Below are 14,791 nucleotides of genomic sequence, written 5' to 3'. Positions count from 1 at the left end.
AAGCTTTTGTGACATGTCGGAGTGAGGGGTTGCTTTCTGGACCTCGTCTCTGGACTCGGGCATGCAGGAGGGCCGTCCACTTACGGGCTCCATGTAGGGGCCTCTCCCGGTGAAGGAAGTGCATGCGAGCCTGTCCGTGCTGCATGGAGACGCTGACGGCCGGGTTGCTGGGCTTCGGCAGCCGGCGCCTGGCGGGACGCTGTGAGTCATGTGGCGACGCTGTGTGTGAGACGTGTCTCAGCACGCAAGTCCTTGACGCGACGGACTTCCGGGCACGCGCGGGCACTTCGGCTCAGGCGGGTGTGCAGGTGAAGGGGCGGGTGTGTCGCTCCTGCCTGTGGGATGTGTTGATGGACCGGGGGGAGACACCGCCCTTTCCCGCGCCGCGCGGACAGCGTGAGCGCGCGAGACGAACCGCACGGGAAAGTTGCACCCACGGTGACGTGAAGCCATGCATGGCGTTCTGTCCGACGTGTGGCGACGAGGTCTCCTGGAAGAGTGAGCACGGCAACCCCTCTTGCGAGGCCTGTGGCGCGCCCTCCCACCGGGACTTCAACTGTTGCTGGGCGTGTGGCGAGTCGTTCGAGGAAGAGAACGCGCCGAGGCCCGTCGCCCGTGGGTATCGGCTCGACTTCGACTGTGATGCTCCGGAGTGCACGGGCAAGCTGGCGTGGCTGATGCCCTTCTGTCCCTGGTGCGGCGAGGAGAAGCACTGGGAGCATGAGGGGAGCCTGGAGTGCGACGAGTGTGAGGTGCGGCTCGACCAGGGCTGGGCGTTCTGCGTGCGCTGCGGAGAAGAGGCCCCGCTCCCCGACGACTGTCCCAGGTGTGGAGTGGGGCTGGAGGAGGCCGCGTCGGCCGCGCGCTGTGAGCGGTGTCACCACGTGGTGTGCGGCGACTGCTGTGACGTCCGCGTCGTCACCCAGGACGGTGGTGAGGCTCAGGAGCGGTTGCTGTGCGCGGGTTGCGCGGAGGGCTTCGACCCGGTGGGTGAGGCGGAGGCGCCTCGACCTCGAGACGAGTCGCGCGAGGTTCCTCCCGAGGAGCCCGAGGAGCCCGTCGAGCCACCCGCCGAGACACCTCCCACCGCGTGGGAAGTGCTCGGGGTCTCACCCGGCGCACCACTGCCCGACGTGAAGCGGGCGTACCTCGCGCTGGTGGCGCAATACCATCCGGACAAGGTCGCCCAGCTGGGGCCGAAGCTTCAGGCCCTGGCCCAGGAAGAAACGCGCCGCATCATCGAGGCCTGGGAGCAGGTGCGGAAGCAGTCGCGCCCCTGAAGCCGCGCCGTGGCATGTCTGACATTGGAGTTCGTTCGGCTCGACCTCCAGGGTGATTGATTTGCGCCTGAATCCATCCAGGTGTCACAGTCTTTGGCATGGCACGCCAGTCAAAGAGGACCTGGGAGGGTTCGACGGATTCTTCGTCGAAAGTGTCCGGGGGCGCTTCCTGGGCGAACGTGGTGCCACCCGCGCCACGCACGGAGCTGGAGCCAGTGAGTGGCACGCCCTCCGGACTGGGGCACGACTTCGGAAAGCTGAGCCTCCTTCCTCCTGTCGGTGGGAGCGGCTGTGAGGCGAGGGCGCCCACGGGGCTGGAGAGCGCGCTCCGGGGGCATCAGGGACAGCCGCTGCCTCCGGCCCTGCGGGCTGATGCGGAGCGGCGCTTCGGTGGCTCGCTGGCTTCGGTGAAGCTGCATGACGGTCCGGAAGCGCATCGCCTCGCACGGGCCGCGGGCGCGCGCGCGTTCACCTCTGGCAGGGACGTCGTCTTCCGTGCGGGGCAGTACGCGCCCCAGACTCCCGCGGGGAGGGAGCTGCTGTGGCATGAGCTGGCGCACGCAGCGGGGGCTCCTCGGAGTCCGGCCGTGGTGCTTCGCGCGCCCCTCTTCGATTTGACGGAGTACACCTCCAGTCCGCTTCCTCCGGGGCACACCGTCGCCAGCACCCGGGCACTGCTCGACGCGCGCATCAAGAAGGGAGACATCCTCAGTGCCACCGTGTCGGGTGCTGGCACGAGCGTCGATGCGCTCATCTTCCTTCAGTACTTCTTGTGGCAGATGAGCCGCAGGGACCGCTGGGACACGGTGCTGACCCAGTCCGTCCCGCTGGGGTGGCCACCGCCGCCGGGCAGCACGACTCCTTCACCCAGGGGACTGGTGCGCGTCGCCATCGACGCCACGGGCAATGCCCGGATCGAACTGCTCTCCAGGGCCGCTGTCCCACCGTCCCCACAGCTCGCCGACCCCGTGGTGAATGCGCACCTCACCACGACCTTTGGCCTCAAGGTCGTCAATGGTGACAGCACCTGGACCGCCGCCCATCTGAGCGATGTGGCCGCGGCCCTCGCCCTGTTGCCCGCGACGGATGTCGCGGCCTTGAAGGACGTCGACCTGGTGCGCATGCAGGCGCTCCCCAACGGACGCGCGGGCGAGTTCTCCAGGGGAGGCGCGGTGCCGCAGGGCTCCACGGCACCACCGAGCCGGGCCACGCTCAAGCTGGCGGATGGTGCGTTCGCCGCGAACACCCGCTTCCTGGGAGAGGCCGCGAACCCCCGGCCCGCCAGCTATGGAACCATCCTTCACGAGGTCGGTCACGCCGTGGAGGTCCAGGTCGCGCGTCCGCTGCATGCGCGGCACGCGGAGGCCGTCGTGGACCAGAACAAAGCCGTCGCGGCGCTGAATCCAACCGTGGAGCGCTACGAGCGTGCACGGGTCGCGGGCCGCCAGTCGGAGACGCAGTCGCTCCGGCCGACGGTGGTTGCGCAGCGGGCGACCTATGACCGGGCGCTCCGGACCGTCCGCACACGCCAGACCGCGCTGGATGCCGTCCAGGTCCCAGCCGCGACCATCGCCTTGCTCAAGACCGCGTTGAGCACGCAGCGCACGCAGGCCCAGGCCGAGCTCACCACCGCGACGACCGCCGCGGCGGCCTTCGCCCCCGCGGACCAGACGGAGAGTGCCGCGTTCCGCTCCGCCATCACCGCCACCGTCGCCGCCCTGGATGCCTACGTGGCGCAGGCTCCGGCGAGCAGCGACCTGGACGCGCTGGACAAGACCCTGCTCGCCGCGTTCTCCGCGCGGACCGCCGCACGTGACGCGCTGCGGACCGCGAACGCGGCGAACCCCGCGCTCGTGACCTATGCGTCGGTGCTCACCTCGCAGGATGCCTGGAGGGAAGCGGCCCGTGAGCTCGCCCATACCCGAGGGCGCTCGCTGCGACTGCAGCGCTTCGTGGACGTGGTGAAGGCCCACAACATCGTTCCCTTCACGAAGTACGCCCGCGACAACTGGCCCCACAGTCCCGAGGAGTTCTACGCGGAGGCCTACTCGCTGTGGCTCACGAATCCGGCCTTCCTCCAGACGAACTACCTGCCCATCCACGACTTCTTCCAGAACGGCGACTACACGAAGTGAGTCGCGCGCTCTTGCTGGCCCTGATGGGTGTCGTGTTCTGCCCGGTCGTGGCGTGCCAGGGGCACCGAGCCACTTGGACGAAGGAGGAAGACATGGGGCCGCCCCTGCTGGAAGAGCGCCTGGGTTATCCCACCGGCACGGATGCGGATGCCTCCGAGCGCGCGGCGCGCCAGGAGGCCTCCGAGCGAGTCTACGAGCAGGCCGTCGCCGCATACGAGTCGGGCGACTACGCCAGCGCGGCCCGGGACTTCCTGCGCGCCTCGGAGCCGCTGCTCCAGGAAGAGGGCGCGCCCGCCTGGGACGTCATGGCCTACAACCGGCGTGTCTGTTACGCGAATGCCTGGAGTGCCTGGCGCCTGGCCGGAGACGAGGAGCAGGGCCGCGCGGCGCTCGAGGCCGCGCGGGGCAGGGACCCCGTCAATGCCTCACGCATCCAGGAGCTGCTCGGCGCGCCCGCTGAGTGAGGGTGGTCTTGGAAAGGAGTGAGGGATTGCATGAAGCCGCCCTAGGATGCCAGTTCATGCCCTTCTCCCTTTCCTCTCGCTGGTTGCCGCGCTCGCTGCGGGCCCTCCTGACGTCGCTCATACTTGGCGGGGCCGCAGGGGTGACTGCCGCACCGCCGGAGCGTGGTACCGGTTCTCCAACTTCAACCCAGACCTCGGATGAACTCGCGACCGCACTGATGAAGAAAGTGGTGTCGCCGACCGACAACGAAGATGCGGCGCTCGGGCTCATCGCCCTCTTTCCCAAGCTTTCATCCGAGCGTCAGGCGGAAATCGCGTCCCTGGGCACGTCGACCCAGGCAGCCCTGCAGGTTGCGCATATGGGGGTTGCGAATAGCTGGCTGACGGGGGTGGTGTGCCGGGGACAACCCATCAACGCACTCCGCCGAAGGCGCTTAATCAAAGAGGACCTCCGTATCTACGACCTGGAGTGTCCGCCGGGAAAGCCACATCAGGTTCGCTTCCGCTTCACGGAGGCGAAGCCGGAGGCGCCTTCGACCGTGCCGTTGACGACGTCCGCCGTGGAGATGGTGCTTCCTCGACTCCAGCGCAAGTTTGGCATCGAGACCCTGGAGGAGCTGCGTACGGCTGTCGAAGAGCCAATGGCTCCAAATCTTTCGAGCGGGTGGCTGCTGGGCCACTTGATGGACGGGCCGGCGGGGGTTCGTGTCTACGAGGCGATACTGAAGCACGACCCGGACAACCTCGACGCGATTGTAGGCCTCGTGACCATCCAGCTCGGGTTCGGGGACGCACAGGGGGCGCTGAAAACGCTCGACGCGGCCTCGCTCGCGACGGTGACGCTTACGGACGTCCGGGGTGACGTCACGAACAAGAGCGCGCTGCTGACGAATCGCTGCGCCGCACTGCACATGCTGGGGAAGCAGGAGGATGCGCTCGCGGCTTGCAAGCAGTCCGTGGCGATGGGGTCGAGGAAGGCCGGTCCCTATTACCTCGCCATGCTGCTCTACCTCCAAGGTGACGATGTCCAGGCCCTGGCGCACGTTCGCACGAGCATCGCCAACGACTCGCGGATCCCGCAAGGTCACTTCCTCGAAGGACTCATCCTTCAGTCCCTGGGGCGGCCCGGGGAGGCGATACAGTCCTGGGGGCGGGTCCCGCAATTCGGACCGGTGGCGACGTCATCGCTCGAGCAAGCCCGTTCCCGGGCGGCGTGGATCAAGCTCATGAAGGACTTCGAGCGAGAGCAGGGTGCAGCGAGCCTCGCGCTCTGCGGGCACTATTTCCTGGACTTGAAAATGCCGGAGCGCGCGGAGTCATGCTTCTCGCGGTCCCGTGCGGTGAACCCCATCCATGCCACGGTGGAAAGGCTGGACCACGAGGTCGAGTCCGCTCCGGCGCGTGCTTTCGAAAAGCTCCAGACCGAGCTGCGAAAGCAACGACACCCGGGCCTCCTTCGAGTCATGGCGGCCTACCATGCGCGGGCCGGACGGAGTCAGGAGGCGCTTCGTTGGCTCGACGAGTCCCTTCGAGCGAATCCGAGCCAGGACCGAGGGCTGACCCTGCTCAGTCAGGTTTGCGCGAGCCTCGAGGATAAGGACTGCCTCAAGCACTATCGCGAGGGACAGGCGCCGCGCTAGGGACCTCGCGAGAGCGATAGGGCGCCCCCTCCCGCCTGTGCCGAGGGGGGGCGGACTCAGGCGCTCCGTGGCCCACTTTCTCCACGGAGCGCCCGGGACAGCACTACTCGACCAGCACCTGGATGACCCGCTCCGCCGTGTTGCCCGCGGCGTCGGTGGCTCTAATCAGGACCAGATGCGAGCCGGGGCCGGAGAACGTCACCGGGATGGTCGCGAGGTTCGTCCCCGCGCCGACCGTGGTGGAGTTGACCCAGTTGGCCGTCAGCTGGACCGACGTGAGGTCCGTCACCTCGGTGATGACGTTCACCGTCCGCGGCTGCGCCTCCCCGGGATTCGGCGCGACGACGCGAAGCAGGGGCGCGGTGCGGTCCACCGTCACCTGGCGGCTCGCGATGGCGATGCGCCCATCCGTGGCGATGACCGTGAGCGTGAGGGTGTGGTGTCCTTCCGCCAGGCTCAGCCACTGGACGACGTGTCCGCCTCCGGCGTCAGGCGTGAGGCGCACCGGCGCGCCCCCGTCGATGGAGAGCAGCACCACGCTGATGGGGGCGCCACCAGGGCTGGCGGTCGCCCAGCCGCACGCCTTCACCTGCGCGGCGGACGTGTAGCGCGGCACATCGCACATGATGAGGCTGGGCGGCGTGCCCGCGGAGTCGACCACGTGGATGGCCGTGATGCAGGACGCGCTGTTGCCCGCGGCGTCGGTGGCCGTGTACGTCACCGCCGTCGTTCCAAGCGGATAGGTGCCGGCGGCCGGACCGCTGGCCTGCGCACCGCAGGCGTCGGAAACGGTGGCAGCCCCGGGCGTGACGAAGGCTCCGCCAGGCCCGGTGGCCTCGACGATTCGCTCGGGCGGACAGGCGATGACCGGCGGGGTGACGTCGACCACGGTGACGGTGCCCGTACACGTGTCGGTGTCCTGCCCGTCGGAGACCGTCAACGTCACGGAGTATGTTCCAAGGCCGAAGGGGCCCGCTGGCGACTGCGACACGGAGAAGGGCCCGGGGTGCTGGTTCGGGTCATAGCTTCCGTTGTCCACATTCGCCGGTGCGGAGCAGGTGGTGGCGCTCGCGTTGACGGATACGTGGCGGCAGAGGGCCACGGGCGGAATGATGGCGATGCAGGTGAGGCTGACGGGCGCGCTGCCCGCGTTGTTGGTCTCGATGCACTCCGTCTCGCGGCCCGTGCCGGTGCCGTCATCGTCCGCCCGGGCGAAGACCACCGTGTTTCCTCCAGAGGCCGAGGCGAGCGTCGCGCTCACCATCGCGCTGTTACCAGCGGAGAGCACGGTGGGAAGGATGCCCACGCCCAGCAGCGTGCCGCCGGAGGTGGGGTCACCCTGGTAGAAGGCCACGCGCAGGCCCGCGGAGGTCGCAGCGTCACCCTGGTTGGTGACGCGGGCATGCAGGGTCAGCGCCCCGTTGGTCGTGTCACACGACGAGGTGATTTCCGTCACCGTCACGTCGGCCGCGGCGTAGGGGCTGGTGGTGCCCGTGCCCTGGCTGTTGGCGCGGAACGTGTTGAGCCCCGGCGTGCGCCAGTTGGCGATGGGGTGCGCGGGGATGGTGCCGTTGTCGTTCACGTTCGTGACCGAGTACGCGTGCTGGTTCCAGATGCGACGCGTGTTCACCCAGCCGTCCTTGCGGTCTCTGAACACGCGGATGCCGGCGGGCCCCGGGAAGCCGTAGTTGTTCGACGCGACGACGATTTCCGCGTTGTCGTCCGCGTCCACGTCGACGATGAGGGGGTTCTCGTATGTCGTCCCGGAGGCGTGCGCGACCTCGAAGCGCACCGTGCCCGTGGCGCCGTCGTAGATGCGCAGGCGGACCTCGTCGGCGTAGACGACCTCGGCGCGGCCGTCGCCCTCGAAGTCGAAGGTGGACGAGCCCGTCACGTTCGAGCTGTTGTCCTGGGTGGGGCTGGCCCACTTGACGGTGCCGTCGGACTCGAAGACGGCATAGCGGCTGGCGCCCGCCACGCCGATTTCCGGCAGCCCGTCCGCGTCGAAGTCCGCGATGTTGGGCGCGCCACCGCTGCCGCCCCCGGGAATCGTCTGACTCCAGAGCAGGGTGCAGTCGTCATCCATCAGATGGACGCTGCCGCCGCTGACCACGACGATTTCCCCGTTCGAGTCCGCGTCGAAGTTGCCCACCCCCGAAAGCCCGTTGCCGATGGTGGTGTTCCGGCACTTGAGGACGCCGGTGTGGCGATAGATGGACCGACCGTTGACCACCTCCTGCAGTCCGTCACCGTCGATGTCCGCCGCGAACGAGATGGGACCCTGGGGGCCGTTGTTGGTGTCCGTGCCCGCCCACCTCAGCGCCCCGGTGTTGCGGAAGACGTGGTGGCCGTTGAGGATCTCCACCGTGCCGTCGCCGTCCAGGTCCGCGAACGAGGGACCGCCCCAGCTATTCTGGGAAGCCGTCGTCCGGAACTTGTAGGCACCCGTGTTCTCGAAGCAGAGCAACCCCGCGCCGCTCTCCGGGATGGCACACAGCTCCACCAGTCCGTCCCCGTCGATGTCCGCGCCCGCCACGCTCGCGGCGCCGCGCACGCGCAGGGCCGGGTCCGTCACCGTCCACAGCTCGCTGCCATCCGCGCCGCTCAGCGCTCGCAGCACGCCATTGGTGGTGTAGTTGCTGCCCTCGAAGGAGCTGAAGACGACGTCCGGGACACCGTCCCCGTTCACCTCCACGACGATGGGCGTCATCATCACCTGGACGTGGGTCGGCATGACGGTGCTCGAACTCCAGGCCCACTCGAGCTCCGGCTCGAAGTTCGGGTCGAAGGGGGGCTGGACCTGGCACTGGCCGTTCGCCAGCGCGGCGACCTCGCCTGGCGACCCGGCTTCCGGCGAGACGGGGAGCGCGGCCTCACCCCTGGCGGCCAACGCCAGAAGTCCTGTGACCGACAGCCGAGCGCACTGTCTCGCGTGCCACATCCACTTCCCTTGGGGCGTGCTTGTCATAGATATGTTCCGTCCTTGGTTTGTTTTTCCAGTGAGTCCGTTCTATAGGGGACTGTAAGAAATCACCGCAAGTGAGTCAGAACTGAACTCGGAGTAGGTGTTTCAGGGGGGCGCCTGCCATTGGGTTGGGGGTCGGTGGCGGCTTCGTTGGCAAAGTGCCAATAATGCGGCCCCATGGGTCTTCCGGTGCGTGCGGCGCTGGTTCAAGCGGTGGGTGGGCCGTTCATTCTCGACGAGGTCGAACTGGACAGGCCTGGCGCGGGTGAGCTGCGGGTTCGAGTGACAGCCAGTGGCATCTGTCACACGGACCTCACCTACCGGGCGGGGGCGGGGAGGTTCCCCTTTCCGGCGGTGCTCGGTCACGAGGGCGCGGGGGTGGTGGAGGCGGTGGGGGAGGGCGTCACGGACTTCGAGCCCGGGGACGCGGTGGTGCTCAGCTACTACTCCTGCCGGGCGTGTGGCACGTGCGAGCGCGGGCATCCCGCCTACTGCGAGCGCGGGTACGCGGGGAACTTCTCCGGCGCGCGGCCGGATGGCTCGTTTCCCATGCGGTGGCGCGGGGCGCCCATCCGCTCCGGCTTCTTCCACCAGTCGTCGTTCGCCACGCAGGTGCTGGCACACCGGCACAACGCGGTGAAGGTGGACCGGGCGGCGCCGCTCGAACTGCTCGCGCCGCTGGGGTGTGGGTTCCAGACGGGGGCGGGGGCGGTGCTGGAGGCGTTCCGGCTCCAGTCCGGACAGACGCTCGCCGTCTTCGGCGTGGGCGCGGTGGGGCTCGCGGCGGTCATGGCGGCGCGTGTCGCCGGCGCGGCGAGCATCCTCGCGGTGGACCTGGACGCGGGCCGACTGGAGCTGGCGCGCGAGCTGGGCGCCACCGACACGTTCCTGGCGACGGAGCCCGAGCTGACGAAGACGATGCTCAAGCGCACCCGGGGCGGGGTGGATTTCGCGCTGGAGTGCGTGGGCCTGCCCCAGGTGTTGCGCCAGGCCTTCGACGTGACACGGCCCCTGGGCACGTGTGGCCTGCTGGGGCTTCCCAGCCCCGAGGCGTCGGAGGTGACGCTGTCGATGACCCGCCTCCTCTACGGCAAGCGGCTGGTGGGCATCATCGAAGGGGACGCGGACCCGAAGACCTTCATCCCCCGGATGGTCGCGCTGCACGCGGAGGGGCGCTTCCCGCTGGAGAAGCTGAGCCGCTCCTACGACTTCGAGGCCATCAACGACGCGGTACACGACATGGAAGCGCGCACTGCCATCAAGCCCGTGCTGCGCATGCACGGAGGAAGCACGCGATGACCTTCGACGAAGCGGTGAAGGCGGGGCGGCTGGACGCGCAAGAGGCGCTCGCGTTGTTCGACAGCCTGCCCACGGTGGAGCTCGGGTTCATGCGAGGCACCTGGAAGGGCAGTGAGCTCCACACGGGGCACCCGATGGATGGGATGCTCGGTGCGACGGGCTGGTACGGCAAGCGGTTCGTCGACGAGGAGAGCGTGCACCCGCTGCTGTTCTACACGGAGGACCGCGCGTCGGTGTTCCCGGTCGACCCGAGGAAGTGGCCGTCGCCGACGATTCGCGGCCTCGTGGGTCCGCACCGGGCGGCGGTGGAGACCGAGAAGTTCAAGGCGCGCCTGCGCCTGACGGTGTACCGGGGCAAGGTCAGCGCGACGATGATCTACGACGACTGGCCCACGAATGACGTGTTCCGACAGGTCGATGCGAACACGCTGCTGGGGGTGATGGACGCCCGGGGGATGGCGGCGCCGTACTTCTTCGTGCTGCGCCGGGATGGCGCGTAGGGCGCCCTGGATTGTTTCCCGCGTGGAAACAGTCCTCTGCCCGGCGCCCCATTTTTCGCGGACGCCCAGGTCTCTACTGTTCCTCTTGTCAGCAACGCACACCGCGGCAGACGCGGTGAAACCAAGAGGGAGTACGCCATGAGCGCCACCGTCCAGAAGACCCAGACCCAGCCCGACACCATCGTCCTCGTCCACGGCATGTGGATGACGCCCCGTAGCTGGCAGGGCTGGATTGACCGCTTCACGAAGGCCGGCTACCGCGTCATCGCCCCGTCGTGGCCCGGCCTGGAGGTCGGCGTGGAGGCGCTCCAGAAGGACCCGACGCCGCTGGAGAATCTGCGCGTGAAGCAGATTGTCGACCACTACGAGCGCATCATCCGCGCGCTGCCCACCCCGCCCATCCTCATGGGCCACTCGTACGGCGGCGCCTTCGTGCAGATGCTGTTGGACAGGGGCGTGGGCGCCGCGGGCGTCGCCATCCACTCCGCGCCGGTGAAGGGCGTCTACACGCTGCCGTTCACCACCATCAAGTCGACTGCGTCCACGCTGCTCAACCCCGCCAATGTGAACCGCCCCGCGCCGATGACGCCCGAGCAGTTCCACTACGCCTTCACCAACACGCTGACGCAGGAGGAGTCGGACGAGGTGTACCGCACGCAGTACGTGCCGGGCTCGGGCCGCGCGCTGTTCCAGGGCGCCCTCGCCAACCTGACGCCGCGCTCCGAAGTCACCGTGAATCTGAAGAACGACGAGCGCGCGCCGCTGCTGTTCCTCTCGGGTGACTCGGACATCATCCTCCCGGCGAAAATCCAGCGGGAGAACGTGAAGCGCTACGCGAAGTCGAAGGCGGTGACGGAGTACGTGGAGCTCAAGGGCCGCTCGCACTACACCGTGGCGCAGCCGGGCTGGGAGGCGGTCGCGGACCTCGCCCTCAACTGGGCCGCCCAGCACGCCACCGTCCGGAGCTGAGCATGGCGCGGCCCCAGCGCCCCGGTCCTCGCCGAGCAGAGGGCCGGGACGTGAGAGTGGCCCGCCAGGATGAAGGCATCAATGACAGACGGTGGCCTGGCTAGGGCGCCTTGGAGACCGCCAGGACGAACCGCGCGTAGCCGAGTTCCGCCGCGTTCTTCATCAATTCGAGCGAGGCCCAGGCCACGATGTCTCCGAAGGGCTTGCCCTGCAGCGGCCAGCGCGTGCGCTCCGTCGAGCGCAGGTCTTCGTCGCCGAGTCGTTCGATGTGGGCCCGCCATTCTCCGTGCAGTCGATGGACCCACTCGCGCACGCCGTCGGCGGTGCCGGGCCAGTACACGGCCTCTTTGGTCAGGGTCGCATCCGCGAACGAGTGGTTGAGCACCATCGACCACCAGAAGCCCAGATGCCAAGTCAACCAGGCGACGCTCGCGGGCCCCAAGTCATAGCCCTCGTGTTCGGGCCAGTCCGCGCGCCAGTGTCCGTCCGCGCCTTGTTGAACGTGAAGGCCCACCCGGCCCGGGCGGCGCAGGCACTCCTCCGTGGTCAATCCCTCGAGATGGTACTGGGTGAGCGCCCAGGCGATGTCGAGCTGCCCGAGGAGGGTGTCTCTGACGGGATGGGTCATGGGCCCCACGCTAGAGGGCACCCCCAGGCGCCGTCCATGGCGCGTGGCGCGCGTCAAGTCACCCACGTTCCGGGACGTCACGTGCCCCTGCTCGTGGAGCCGAGCGCCCAGCCATGCCCGCGAGGACCGCGCGGCCTGCGGCGCAGGGCCCCTCCCGCGGTTAGACTGCCGCCAATGAACTCCAGTCCATCCAGCCGCTCGGCCATCGTCGTGGCGGAGCTGGGGCCGACGAACACTGGAAAGACCCACCGGGCCATCGAGCGCATGCTCGAGCACGACACGGGGATGATGGGGTTGCCGCTTCGCCTGCTCGCCCGCGAGGTCTACGACCGGGTGACCGCCCGGGTGGGCGAGGGGCGGGTGGCCCTGATGACAGGGGAGGAGAAGCGGCTGCCTCCGCGCCCCGACTACTGGATTTGCACCGTCGAGGCGATGCCTCTGGACCGCACGGTCGACTTCCTCGCGGTGGACGAAATCCAGCTCGCCGCCCACCGTGAGCGCGGGCACGTCTTCACGGACCGTCTGCTGCATGCGCGAGGGCGCAAGGAGACCTGGTTCCTGGGCGCGGACACGATGCGGCCGATGCTCCAGTCGCTCATCCCCCACGCCTCGGTGAAGCGCGCCACGCGCCTGTCCCAGCTGCGCTACTCCGGGCGGCGCTCCCTGAAGAGCCTGCCTCCGCGCTCGGCCGTGGTCGCCTTCTCCGCGGACCGGGTGTACGAGCTGGCCGAGTCGCTTCGGCGCCTGCGCGGCGGGGTCGCCGTGGTGCTGGGCGCGCTGTCGCCCCGGACGCGCAATGCCCAGGTGGCGATGTATCAGTCCGGCGAAGTGCAGTACCTGGTGGCCACCGATGCCATCGGCATGGGGTTGAACCTGGACCTCAACCACGTGGCCTTCGCGGCGCTGTCCAAGTACGACGGTGCCGAGCAGCGAGACCTCTTCTCGGATGAGCTGGCGCAGATCGCCGGCCGCGCGGGCCGTCACCTCAACGACGGCAGCTTTGGCACCCTGAACACGCTGTCCGAGCTGTCCCCCCGGGTGGTCTCCTCCATCGAGTCACACCAGTTCCCCGCCGTGCGCAGCCTCATCTGGCGCAACGCCGAGCTGGACTTCGCGAGCCCGGAGGCGCTGCTGGACTCGTTGACCCGGGCACCCCGCCACAGCGCCTTCATCCGGGTGGAGCGCGCGGATGACTTCGATGCGCTGAAGGACCTCTCCCAGGTCCCCGCCGTCCGGGACCTGGTGACGGACCGCGCGGGCGTCGAGCTCTTGTGGCAGGTCTGCCAGATTCCCGACTTCCGCAAGGGCCTCCTCGGCCAGCACGTCGGGCTGCTGCGGGAGACGTTCCTCCAACTCGCCGAGGGCGATGGGACGTTGGACGCGACGTGGCTCGGCAAGCAGGTGTCACCGCTCGACGACGTCTCGGGGGACCTCCACACGTTGATGGACCGGCTCGCCGCCATCCGCATCTGGACGTACATCAGTCATCGCTCGTCATGGTTGCATGACGCCGAGCAGTGGCAGGAGCGCACGCGCCACATCGAGGATGCGCTGGGGGATGCCCTACATGAGCGACTCGTCGAGCGCTTCGTGCAGCGGGCCGCGCGCAGGAGCGCACGGCGCTTCGTGAGGGCCACTGCGCCTGTCGCCGGGAGCGGCTCCGACAGTCCCTTCGCCAAGCTGGGGCTCCTCCTGGGCGAGGTGGCGGGGGCGGACGGCCCGGCGCTGACGGAGGAGCAGTTCGTCCAGCGCGTCGTTGATGCGACGCATGAGGCCTTCGAGGTGGATGCGTTGGGAAGCATCTCGTTCGAGGGGCAGCCGCTGGCGCGACTGGTGCGCGGCACGGACCGGCGCTCGCCGCAGCTGGCCCTGGCGGAGCCGGAGGTCTGGACGGGGGGCGCGCGGCGGCGGCTCGAGCGGCGGCTGAACGCCCTGGCGAGGGACCTGGTCACCGAGGCGATGGGAGGTTTTCCCGCCGAGTCCCTCACTGGCGCGGGGCGCTCCGCGGTGACGCGGGGACTCTCCTACCGCCTGGCGGAAGGGGTGGGAGTGATTACCCAGGGCGAGGCCCGGGAGCAGTGGGGGCTGATGGACGAGGAGTCGCGAGAGCGCTTGAGGACGCTGGGCGTTCGCGAGGGGCGACGCTATTTCTACGTGGCCAACGCCCTGTCGCCTCCGGCGATGGAGCGGCGCTGCATGCTGACGGCGCTGTTTCTCCAGAAGCCCGCACCCAAGGGGGTGCCGAGTGAAGTTTCGCTCGAGGCGTCTGTGTTCGGCGCGAGGGAGGCGCGAGCCTTCGGGTACGAGGTGCTGGGCTCCGTGGCGTTGCGAATCGATGTCGTCGAGCGGCTCGCCGAGGCGCTGCGTCATCCGTCCGGCGCGCGGCAGGCGCAGACGCTCATGCAGGAGCTGAGGCTGGAGGCCGGCGCGCGCGCGGTGGTGCTCCGGGAATTGGGGGGGCCGTCGGGGAGCGCCGCGATGAAGCGCCGCCGCCGTCGCCGTCGAGGGAGCCAGAACTCCCCCGCAGTGCAACAGGCTGCGGGCTTGCATCCCTCCTCCCGGGAGAGCGGCACGGGTGCGCGGGGAGCCCCGGGCGGACCCAAGCCGGAGTGAGGGCTGGCGACGGGTGCTGTTCATTGAGGCTGTTGGATTGAATTGAGCTGGGATTGCGGGACCTGTCCTCGGACGAAGGTACGATGCCCGTGTTGAGTCGTGCGGGTGGCGCTTGGGGGATGGGTTGAATCATCGCAATCACTCCCCGCAAATGCATATCGCTCGCATAAGTCAGACAAGTTCACTCGCGAGCGAGGGAGTCCCATGTCCAGCCAGATCAGTCGTCGTGCGCAGTCAATCCCTTGCTTCCTTGTTCTCACGCTCGGAGTCGTCCTCTTCGCCAGTCCAGCGAGCGCGC

The 14,791-nt window shown here is 68.7% G+C and carries 10 protein-coding genes; 8 read left to right on the top strand and 2 right to left on the bottom strand.

The genetic code is table 11. From position 1 onward, the window contains the following. The first annotated feature begins 455 nt into the window (after nt 1–455). From HUA76_RS35430 to HUA76_RS35415, 4 genes are all read left to right on the top strand, one after another. Nucleotides 456–1,280, top strand: coding sequence for a DnaJ family molecular chaperone (locus tag HUA76_RS35430; protein ID WP_254614681.1), 825 nt, complete (start codon nt 456–458; stop codon nt 1,278–1,280). Between the two features lie 98 nt (nt 1,281–1,378). Next, on the top strand, nt 1,379–3,415 hold the full coding sequence (locus tag HUA76_RS44960; RefSeq protein WP_217440644.1) for a DUF4157 domain-containing protein: 2,037 nt from the start codon (nt 1,379–1,381) through the stop codon (nt 3,413–3,415). A 92-nt stretch (nt 3,416–3,507) separates the two neighbouring features. Continuing rightward, entirely contained in the window at nt 3,508–3,879 is a 372-nt protein-coding gene (locus tag HUA76_RS35420; protein ID WP_174457997.1) for a hypothetical protein, read from the top strand. Nucleotides 3,880–3,935: 56 nt separating this feature from the next. Further along, complete coding sequence (locus HUA76_RS35415; protein ID WP_174463336.1) at nt 3,936–5,519, top strand: hypothetical protein; 1,584 nt, start codon at nt 3,936–3,938, stop codon at nt 5,517–5,519. A gap of 103 nt (nt 5,520–5,622) precedes the next feature. Here the strand turns inward: HUA76_RS35415 and HUA76_RS35410 are convergent, their stop codons facing one another. Next, complete coding sequence (locus HUA76_RS35410) at nt 5,623–8,409, bottom strand: FG-GAP-like repeat-containing protein (RefSeq protein WP_371823558.1); 2,787 nt, start codon at nt 8,407–8,409, stop codon at nt 5,623–5,625. A gap of 252 nt (nt 8,410–8,661) precedes the next feature. Here HUA76_RS35410 and HUA76_RS35405 point away from each other — a divergent pair, with 252 nt between their 5' ends. The 3 genes from HUA76_RS35405 to HUA76_RS35395 all read left to right on the top strand — a co-directional run bounded on the left by HUA76_RS35405 (nt 8,662) and on the right by HUA76_RS35395 (nt 11,252). After that, nucleotides 8,662–9,783 carry an NAD(P)-dependent alcohol dehydrogenase gene (locus HUA76_RS35405; RefSeq protein WP_174463334.1) on the top strand — a complete coding sequence of 374 codons (1,122 nt, stop codon included), beginning with the start codon at nt 8,662–8,664 and terminating at the stop codon, nt 9,781–9,783. After that, on the top strand, nt 9,780–10,283 hold the full coding sequence (locus tag HUA76_RS35400) for a DUF4334 domain-containing protein (protein ID WP_174457993.1): 504 nt from the start codon (nt 9,780–9,782) through the stop codon (nt 10,281–10,283). The genes HUA76_RS35405 and HUA76_RS35400 overlap by 4 nt, the downstream gene beginning before the upstream one ends. A gap of 138 nt (nt 10,284–10,421) precedes the next feature. After that, nucleotides 10,422–11,252 carry an alpha/beta hydrolase gene (locus tag HUA76_RS35395; protein WP_174463333.1) on the top strand — a complete coding sequence of 277 codons (831 nt, stop codon included), beginning with the start codon at nt 10,422–10,424 and terminating at the stop codon, nt 11,250–11,252. A 100-nt stretch (nt 11,253–11,352) separates the two neighbouring features. Here the strand turns inward: HUA76_RS35395 and HUA76_RS35390 are convergent, their stop codons facing one another. Further along, entirely contained in the window at nt 11,353–11,880 is a 528-nt protein-coding gene (locus HUA76_RS35390; RefSeq protein WP_174463332.1) for a DinB family protein, read from the bottom strand. 174 nt (nt 11,881–12,054) lie between these two features. Between HUA76_RS35390 and HUA76_RS35385 the strand changes: the two genes are divergently transcribed. Further along, on the top strand, nt 12,055–14,493 hold the full coding sequence (locus HUA76_RS35385; RefSeq protein ID WP_174463331.1) for a helicase-related protein: 2,439 nt from the start codon (nt 12,055–12,057) through the stop codon (nt 14,491–14,493). Nucleotides 14,494–14,791: the final 298 nt, after the last annotated feature.

This window comes from Myxococcus sp. CA056 (genome assembly GCF_013336715.1).
Taxonomy (GTDB): Bacteria; Myxococcota; Myxococcia; order Myxococcales; family Myxococcaceae; genus Myxococcus; species Myxococcus llanfairpwllgwyngyllgogerychwyrndrobwllllantysiliogogogochensis.
This window is presented reverse-complemented; position numbering and strand designations above follow the sequence as displayed.

Coding starts and splice junctions, on each gene's coding strand:
- HUA76_RS35430 (WP_254614681.1), top strand. CDS start 456: ATGGCGTTCTGTCCGACGTGTGGCGACGAGGTCTCCTGGAAGAGTGAG.
- HUA76_RS44960 (WP_217440644.1), top strand. CDS start 1,379: ATGGCACGCCAGTCAAAGAGGACCTGGGAGGGTTCGACGGATTCTTCG.
- HUA76_RS35420 (WP_174457997.1), top strand. CDS start 3,508: ATGGGGCCGCCCCTGCTGGAAGAGCGCCTGGGTTATCCCACCGGCACG.
- HUA76_RS35415 (WP_174463336.1), top strand. CDS start 3,936: ATGCCCTTCTCCCTTTCCTCTCGCTGGTTGCCGCGCTCGCTGCGGGCC.
- HUA76_RS35405 (WP_174463334.1), top strand. CDS start 8,662: ATGGGTCTTCCGGTGCGTGCGGCGCTGGTTCAAGCGGTGGGTGGGCCG.
- HUA76_RS35400 (WP_174457993.1), top strand. CDS start 9,780: ATGACCTTCGACGAAGCGGTGAAGGCGGGGCGGCTGGACGCGCAAGAG.
- HUA76_RS35395 (WP_174463333.1), top strand. CDS start 10,422: ATGAGCGCCACCGTCCAGAAGACCCAGACCCAGCCCGACACCATCGTC.
- HUA76_RS35390 (WP_174463332.1), bottom strand. CDS start 11,880: ATGACCCATCCCGTCAGAGACACCCTCCTCGGGCAGCTCGACATCGCC.
- HUA76_RS35385 (WP_174463331.1), top strand. CDS start 12,055: ATGAACTCCAGTCCATCCAGCCGCTCGGCCATCGTCGTGGCGGAGCTG.